This is a genomic window from Acinetobacter sp. MF4640 (genome assembly GCF_002018895.1).
Classification (GTDB): Bacteria; Pseudomonadota; Gammaproteobacteria; order Pseudomonadales; family Moraxellaceae; genus Acinetobacter; species Acinetobacter johnsonii.
In genome coordinates, this window is sequence record NZ_MVOM01000086.1 from 1 (window position 1) to 8406 (window position 8406).

The 8406-nt window shown below is 40.8% G+C and carries 6 protein-coding genes and 1 pseudogene; 4 read left to right on the forward strand and 3 right to left on the reverse strand.

Annotation, left to right across the window (positions count from 1 at the left end; translation table 11 throughout):
* The first annotated feature begins 141 nt into the window (after positions 1-141).
* Both MF4640_RS17755 and MF4640_RS17760 read left to right on the forward strand, forming a co-directional pair.
* Complete coding sequence (locus tag MF4640_RS17755; RefSeq protein ID WP_212130960.1) at positions 142-753, forward strand: hypothetical protein; 612 nt, start codon at positions 142-144, stop codon at positions 751-753.
* Complete coding sequence (locus tag MF4640_RS17760; protein WP_335343051.1) at positions 750-1151, forward strand: NF045616 family extracytoplasmic (lipo)protein; 402 nt, start codon at positions 750-752, stop codon at positions 1149-1151. Before MF4640_RS17755 ends, MF4640_RS17760 begins: the two co-directional genes overlap by 4 nt.
* 128 nt (positions 1152-1279) lie before the next feature.
* On the opposite strand, the pseudogene katG reads toward MF4640_RS17760, so the two are convergent.
* From katG to MF4640_RS17775, 3 genes and pseudogenes are all read right to left on the reverse strand, one after another.
* Positions 1280-3470 (reverse strand): annotated as a pseudogene (katG, locus tag MF4640_RS17765) (catalase/peroxidase HPI).
* A 434-nt stretch (positions 3471-3904) separates the two neighbouring features.
* Complete coding sequence (locus MF4640_RS17770) at positions 3905-4960, reverse strand: MBL fold metallo-hydrolase (RefSeq protein ID WP_078390411.1); 1056 nt, start codon at positions 4958-4960, stop codon at positions 3905-3907.
* Between the two features lie 70 nt (positions 4961-5030).
* Complete coding sequence (locus MF4640_RS17775) at positions 5031-5969, reverse strand: cation diffusion facilitator family transporter (protein WP_078390412.1); 939 nt, start codon at positions 5967-5969, stop codon at positions 5031-5033.
* A gap of 319 nt (positions 5970-6288) precedes the next feature.
* Between MF4640_RS17775 and hcaR the strand changes: the two genes are divergently transcribed.
* Both hcaR and MF4640_RS17785 read left to right on the forward strand, forming a co-directional pair.
* The gene (gene hcaR / locus MF4640_RS17780) at positions 6289-7188 is read left to right on the forward strand and encodes a DNA-binding transcriptional regulator HcaR (RefSeq protein ID WP_078390413.1); all 900 of its coding nucleotides are present in this window, start codon (positions 6289-6291) and stop codon (positions 7186-7188) included.
* Positions 7189-7490: 302 nt separating this feature from the next.
* Positions 7491-8168, forward strand: a complete 678-nt coding sequence (locus MF4640_RS17785) for a DUF1345 domain-containing protein (protein WP_078390414.1) — start codon at positions 7491-7493, stop codon at positions 8166-8168.
* The last annotated feature ends 238 nt before the right edge of the window (positions 8169-8406 follow it).

Here is an 8406-nt window from a genome sequence, read left to right on the forward strand (position 1 = left end):
TACAAAGGCTTTGTTGCATAAATATGTAAGCATTTGATTTAAATAAATTTAATTTTGGATCAAAAATAATCAAAACTTTTAAAATCATATAGTTATGAAACCTTTGTGCAACAAAGCCAATTACAAAAAATAGATGCAGAGATGAAAAATCAAGCTGCTACTATTATTAAAGTCGGAAGTAAAAGACAGTTAACTTCTGGTGAAATAGCTATGTCTCGCCTGATTTTTAAAGATGCAATTGATTACTCTAAGGTCTGGATACATTTAGGTGGCTTAATACATACAAAAACAGGTAATGCCATGACGCCTGCTGGGGAAATCTATTTACCGAAAGATGATTACTTAAAAACACCTGACTATAGCAAAGCTACAGGTGAAAACCGTCATTGGTTTATTCATGAAATGGTACATGTTTGGCAATATCAAATGGGGACATCAACTGGTTGGCTTGGGATAAAACAATTATGTAAAGGAGGATATACTTCGGAGGTCAATTCTGTTGACTCGGACAATGAGTTAGAAGCCTATGACACGGACTTAGGAGGTCGAGATTTAAATAAAAAATTTCAAGATTTTAACTTTGAACAACAAGGTAGAATTATTGAGTTTTGGTTTGATGCTTGTTATTTACAAAAAGTTAATCCCAAACGGGATCATCATCAAAAAAGTTTACAATTATTAGGCTATGTTGAGAAAATATTAAGAGATTTTTTACTTAACCCCTCAAATAAAAATTTATTACCGAAATCGTGATTATGAAAAAAATAATATATAGTTTTGTAGCAATGGTGCTTATAGGTTGTAATCAGCAGAGTCGAGATCTTAATACAAAAATTATTAATGATAATTTATGTCTTTTCACGAATGAATCTAAAGATTATGGAAAAGATAATTTTCTAGTTCATTTTGCAAAAATTGACTTTTCTAAAGAATATCAAAGTGAATATGAAAAATCTTACTCAAAAACAGACTTACCTATTAGTGAAAAAAATTGTATAGCTATCCCATTAGATAAGTTAGAAAAAAATTTAGCTTATACAATTACTTTAAGCACTATTAATAAGTCATTTAACTCTCAAATTTGTATTTTAGAAAATAACAGCGGTATTAGTATTAAACAGGTAGAGGCTGGAAAAAGCACATGTGAATAACTCCTATCGCATTAATCCACTTTAAAATTAACATAATTCACGCCATACAAAAATAATACAAAATTTAATAATATCAATATATTGAAATAAAAAACCGTCCTTAAGGACGGTTTTTTATTTCAATTAAACTACTTCACGTCAAAACGGTCTGCATTCATTACTTTTACCCAAGCAGCAACAAAGTCTTTTACAAACTTCTCTTTGTTGTCATCTTGCGCATACACTTCTGCATATGATCGTAAAATCGAGTTTGAACCAAAGACTAAGTCTGCACGTGTCGCCGTCCATTTGGTTGCCCCTGTCGCACGGTCCACGATTTCATAACGGTTTTTACCCACGGGTTTCCAGTTATATTTCATGTCGGTTAAGTTGACAAAGAAGTCATTGCTCAATACCCCTACGCGAGCCGTCAACACACCTTCTGGTGTACCTGCATAGTTTGTGCCGAGTACACGCATACCACCAACCAACACCGTCATTTCAGGTGCAGTCAAACCGAGTAATTGTGCACGATCTAACAACATTTCTTCAGGCTGTACGCTGTAATCTTCTTTGACCCAATTACGGAAACCATCATGTTTCGGGAGTAAATCTTCAAAAGAATAGACATCTGTTTGCTCTTGAGTCGCATCGCCTCGGCCTGCAAGGAACGGAACTTTGATATTCACACCCGCAGCATGCGCCGCTTTTTCAACAGCTGCCGTACCGCCCAATACAATCAAGTCTGCAATGCTGACTTTTTTCGCCAGACTCGCCTGAATTTCTTCAAGCTTCGCCAAAACTTTGGCTAAACGCTCAGGCTCATTGCCCACCCAGTCTTTTTGTGGTGCAAGACGGATACGTGCACCATTGGCACCACCACGGTAGTCTGAACCACGGAAAGTCCGCGCACTATCCCAAGCAGTATTAATCAATTCAACCGAAGTTAAACCGCTATTTAGCAACTTCGCTTTTAAGTCTTCAATTTCAGCTTCAGACAAAACATAATCGACCGATGGAATTGGGTCTTGCCAGATCAGATCATCATTCGGCACATCTGCGCCTAAGTAGCGGGATTTTGGTCCCATGTCACGGTGAGTGAGCTTGTACCAAGCACGCGCAAACACTTCAGACAAGTAAGCTGGATCTGCATAAAAACGCTCTGAAATTTTACGGTATTCAGGGTCCATTTTCAGCGCCATATCGGCATCGGTCATCATTGGGTTGCGACGTACATTCGGGTTATGTGCATCAACAGGTTTGTCTTCCTCTTTGATGTTAATCGGTTCCCATTGTTTCGCACCCGCTGGACTGGTGGTTTTTTCCCATTCATAAGTGAACAGTAGATAGAAAAATTCGTTATCCCATTTGGTCGGGTGTGTGGTCCAAGCCCCTTCTAAACCACTGACCATGGTGTTCGCGCCATTGCCTGTACCTTCAGAGTTATGCCAACCGAGACCTTGAAACTCTACGTCAGCGCTTTCGACATCTGCCCCTAAGTTTTGAGCTTTACCATTCCCATGCGCTTTCCCTACGGTGTGACCACCCGCAGTGAGTGCAACGGTTTCTTCATCATTCATTCCCATACGGTCAAAAGTGACACGCATGTCTTGTGCAGTACGAAGGGGATCTTGGACGCCATCAACCCCTTCTGGATTGACGTAAATTAAGCCCATTTGTACCGCAGCTAATGGATTTTCAAGCGATTTACGGTCTTGGTCATTGGCATAACGGTTTGCCGTTGGTGCCAGCCATTGACGCTCTTCACCCCAGTAAATGTCTTTTTCGGGTGCCCAAATATCTAGACGACCACCACCAAAGCCAAAGGTTTTCAGGCCTGCTTCTTCATAAGCCACGGTTCCTGCAAGAATGATTAAATCGCCCCATGAAATTTTGTTGCCATATTTACGTTTGATTGGCCAAAGTAGGCGACGGCCTTTATCGGTGTTGACGTTATCAGGCCAACTGTTGAGAGGGGCAAAGCGTTGGTTCCCTGTGTTGGCACCGCCACGTCCATCTTGTTTACGGTAAGAACCCGCCAAGTGCCGCGGTACGCACAAACATCCCAATGTAACTGCCATAGTCAGATGGCCACCATTCTTGACTGCTGTTGATGAGTTCACGAAGATCTTGTTTCACCGCTTCTAAATCCAATGATTTGAATGCGGTTGCATAGTCAAAATCAGGATCCATCGGGTTGGTTTTTTTATCGTGTTGCGACAAGATGTCGAGATTGAGCGCATTGGGCCACCAATCAGAATTATTGGTGCTGGCTAAACTCGTTTGTCCACCATCTTTTTGGTGAAATGGACAACCTGAGGCTTGCATATTCTGTGTCATGTCGAGCTCCAAATTTGATCATCAAATTATGATTATCATGAACCGTTTAAAGTAATTATTACTGTTCTAACATAGCCCCTTTTGATGACAATCTAAAGCGAGTTTTACGAATAAAAACAATCGGATTATTCTATGTAAATATTTAAGAAAGAAAGAATTTTAGCTTTTCAATAAGATAAGATCCGACGAAAAAATAGCAGCAAGGAAAGCTTTTGATGCGAGGTTGATGGGCATTTTCAATTGAGCTTATCAATCAAAACTCAGACAAGCCTTACTAGCAATGAGCGCGGCTCAGATTGAGCCAAAATTAAACAAAAAAAGAGGCATACTTTCGGTTTTTAGATTTTTTTTGAAAGATATTTTGGTGATGTCCTTATGGTCTCGGTGATGACTGTTTTGCCAGCCATCACCTGATCTTACATATAAAGCATCAATTACACGTTTAAACGTCGACCTTCTCTTAAACAGACAAACGGATTCATCAGCTTCGAGCTATTTTTCATCGCCACTTTTAAGTCAATTTCGGGTTGTTCACGACTTTCATCGGTCAGCTGAAAGGTACGATAGTGAATAGCCATCGAGCATTTGGCATGCAGGTCTTTATGCGCTTGAAAAGCATCTTGCGGATTCATATGCATATAGCGCATCAGCTCACGCGGTTCATATGCCCCGATAGGCAGTAACGCAATTCGCGGTGCGCCAAAACGTTGATGCAGCTCTTTAAAGTGCGGTGAATAACCCGTATCCCCCGCAAAATAAGCATAGTCAGCGCCACAGTGAATACTAAACCCGCCCCATAACGCACGGTTTTGATCGCGTAGGCCACGGCCAGAACCATGCTGTGCTGGGGTATAGACCAGTTTTAATTCATGCAGACGCGCCGACTGCCACCAGTCCATTTCCAATACTTGTAAGTGCTTGGGTAAATACCATCCATTGCCTAGCCCTGTATAAATGGGCATGGCGAAACGCTCATACAACCAGTTCAGACTGGCAATATCCATATGGTCATAGTGGTTATGGCTCAAGAGCACCGCATGGATGGTCGGTAAATCTTCCAAGGCAATGCCAGCAGGCATAACACGGCGTGGTCCCCGCCCTTGCTTCGGACTGACATGTTCCGCCCATACAGGATCGGTCAATAAGTTATAGGGCCCTATTTGGAGTAATACCGTGGCATGACCCACAAACCAAACCTGCCAATCATTTAAATCGGCATGGGGGCGATCTTGCGGCAGGCTTTTTTTATCGGCATGAAAGTGTGCATATTCTTGCGCCAAGTCCACATTCCATGTCGAAGATTTACGCTTAATCAACCATTTCAGCAAGTCGCCTCGACTACGGCCCTCAGGTCGACGAACCGAATTGACAAAGCGAGTCCCGTTATAATGGTCGGAGTGTAGGAACTGAAATTCGGGCTGCCGCCATGTATGGGACATGGTATTTTCAGTCGGAATTTGATAATGGAGTTCAGTTGATTTTGGCTTCATTTAACGTCGTTATCTTTATTGCAATACACCAGTAACAGGACCAGTTTTGAAAACTGACCTCTACCTTAACCTATTCCAAGCGTCCTTGCATTCGCTCTAACCACACTTTTTTTGATTGCGGCTTCACAAAGAGTGCCACAATTTCAGGATGTTTTTGTTTAATTTTTACTTCAATGCGATTAACACACGCTTCTATCTCATCGGTAGTGAGGTGATCTTCAAACTCCACGCTCAACGAGGCCAAAACCTGTTTGGCGCCCATTTGCTCGGTCAGTAAGCCGTTGGCCGACAGTACGCCTTCATCGTCTTGGGCAATTTTTAAAATATTTTGCCGTACATGCAGGTCCGCGGTTTCACCAAGCAATAAACCTTTGGTTTCTCGTGCCAGTAGAAAAGCAGATACCGCCAGAACCAGCCCAATCAGAATAGATGCCACCCCATCCAGTGCAGGCATATTTAAACGATGTGCCAAATAAATACCAAGAAAAGCAATCAACAGACCAATTAATGCAGCAGAGTCTTCAAACAAAACTGTAAACATGGTGGGGTCTTTACTGCGACGAAAGGCCTCAAAATAACCTTGCTGACCTTTCGCCTTACGAAACACTTTCAGAGCAACACACCATGAAATACCTTCACTTACAAATGCAAAGCCAAGTACAACATAATTGATGGTCGGGTTTAAAATGGGTTCAGGGTGCAAAATGTGCATGATCCCATTGTACATAGACACCAATGCCCCTAAGGCAAAGACCATAAGAGATACAATGAAGGCCCAAAAATACAGCTCTCGCCCATAGCCAAAAGGATGATTAAAATTGGCAGGTTTATTCGACTTCTTCAGTCCATATAACAGTAAAATTTCGTTTAAGGTATCCACAACAGAGTGAATGGCTTCACTCAACATGGCAGAGCTGTTGGTCAAATAAGCCGCAATAAATTTTACCAGCGCAATGGCTAAATTCCCCAACAGCGCGGCATAGACCACCAGTTTATTTGAATCTGCCATATCGATTTTTAGCCCATATGTTCAATTAAATTATATTTATGTTTTTATCATATCCAATTTCAGCAAAACACAATTGTATTTTTATGTAGTTCACCTCCCCATGATTTTCAGGTGATTGGAATGAACTATTTTCAATATTTAATTAATACCTTTTAGCAATTATTAAACCTGTTATTTCATATACGAAAATCTCAAAAATCAACCCAAGATCATTTATTTTCTCAATAATTGAATCATCTTCACGACATCGTTGTTTATCGATTATACTTTACCTCAGTCATAGTAAGACATTTTTTGGATTAGTCAGTGGGTTATTTATATGGAACTTAGACACCTTCGCTATTTCATTACTGTTGCTGAAGAACTGAACTTTAGTAAAGCAGCACTGAAACTTTATACCGCCCAACCCTCTTTAAGTCAGCAAATCAAAGACCTTGAAGAAGATGTCGGTGTGCAGTTATTGTATCGAACCAAGCGAAAAGTTGAACTCACGGAAGAAGGCGCTGTTTTCCTTGAACAAGCACGTCTAACCCTAGCTCAGGCAGACAAAGCGGTTGCTATGGCACGCCAAGTGTCACAAGCCAAACAGCAGATGCTGCGCATTGGTTTTGTTCCTGTTGCGGAAATGAAAATTTTTCCTTATGTCCTGCCCAATTTACGAGTGCAAAACCCAGAGTTAAAAATTGAGTTATTCAGTATGAACAATACTGAGCAATTGCGTTTGCTGAAAAAAGGGGAGTTGGACATTAGCTTTACACGAAATAATGTCCATAGTGATGAAATCGAAAGCCAGTTTGTACTGCGTGAACCACTCATTTTCCTGTTGCCGAAAGACCATCCTTTGGCCAAATATGAGCGAATTCCGGTTAAAGCATTAAATGGCATTGATTTTATTATTCCCGCAGCCGAGCAGTCACAGACTTTGCACCAGACCATTTTGGAATTTGCCAAAGTGCACAATATCGAATTCAATATTGTGCAAAAAGCCGATAACATTCTATTCAATATCAACGCGATTGGCTTAGGGCTCGGCTGTACAATTTTACCCGGTTACATTGCGCCACTTAGCTTGAACAACACGGTAATTCGTCCACTTGAGGTTGAGCTGCCGTATTTGGATCTGTATGTGAACTATCGTAAACATAACAGCTCCCTAGCAGTGATTAAATTTATAGAATTACTGACTCGGGTATTTTATTTGGATATTAACCGCGAATAAGTCTGCAGTGAGTTCTAATTACTCATCTCATTCGGCGCGCCACTATTTTCTGAATAAATAATTACGCGCCTTTCTCATAGAACTATACTCTGTAAGACAAGCGTATTTTCACCCTTTTGTTTTTAAGCGATGTCGATGACATCTCGCTTTTTCATTTGTATTCTTTTTAAGCTAGGATAGGCTAATAAAAACTGGCTTTTGTCAGGTTCCCTACAACTGAAGTCCGAACACAGACAGGTACTGAAGTAGATCTTGCGACTTTAGCTGCACGAAAAAATAATAAAACAGAGAAGGAGAAGATTATGCCAATGCCCACTTTGCAGCGTTTAAAAACAGCAATGAAATTTCGCCCATTCTTTTTCATTAGTTTTTTGCTGACTGCTGTTTTTTTTACGCTGCTGAATACATTTACCGACTGGTCTTGGTCGACCAATTTATTGATCAGTTGGAATATTGCCGTCTCAAGTTATTTAATTAAAACCATGACCACCCTGTGGTCCGTTGATCATCGACACATTCTGCAACATGCACAACAGCAAGATGCCAGTAAATGGATCATTCTACTGTTGGTGATCATGACTTTGCTCATGTGCTTAATTGCGATTGTATTGGAGTTGACTCACCTTCCGAATGATCCAACCATCAAATATGGGCACTTAGCGCTGTCCTTACTTACAATTATTAGCGCATGGTTCTTTATGCATACCGTGTTTGCCATTCATTATGCACATGACTATTATCTCGCTCTCGCAGACCAACAAGATGCAGGCTTAGACTTTCCCAAAACGGCTCAACCGACCTATCCCGACTTTTTATATTTTAGTTATGTGATTGGCACTTCTGCGCAAACCGCGGATGTTTCCATTACCTCACGTTCGATGCGTATTCTCAATATTCTGCACATTATTTTAGCTTATGGTTTTAATACCTCTATTCTCGCTATTAGCATCAATGTTGCGGCAGGTTTTATCACGCTCTAAGTACCCTGTTTTTCATTTTTTTGTCATCCGCTCAAATGACAACCATCCAATATAAGGACGATGATTGAAGTCCTTTCGACGAAACCTCACAAAAAAAGCTCCCAATGAAAGTAATGCCAGTCAGTTAAGAAATTGACTGGCATTTTCTTGGGTACTTTTGAGGCTTTATTTTGACGACTCTAGGGCATTGCCTTGATCTTCTTTCAGGCAAAACAAACATTTTAGACTGTTCCAGCAA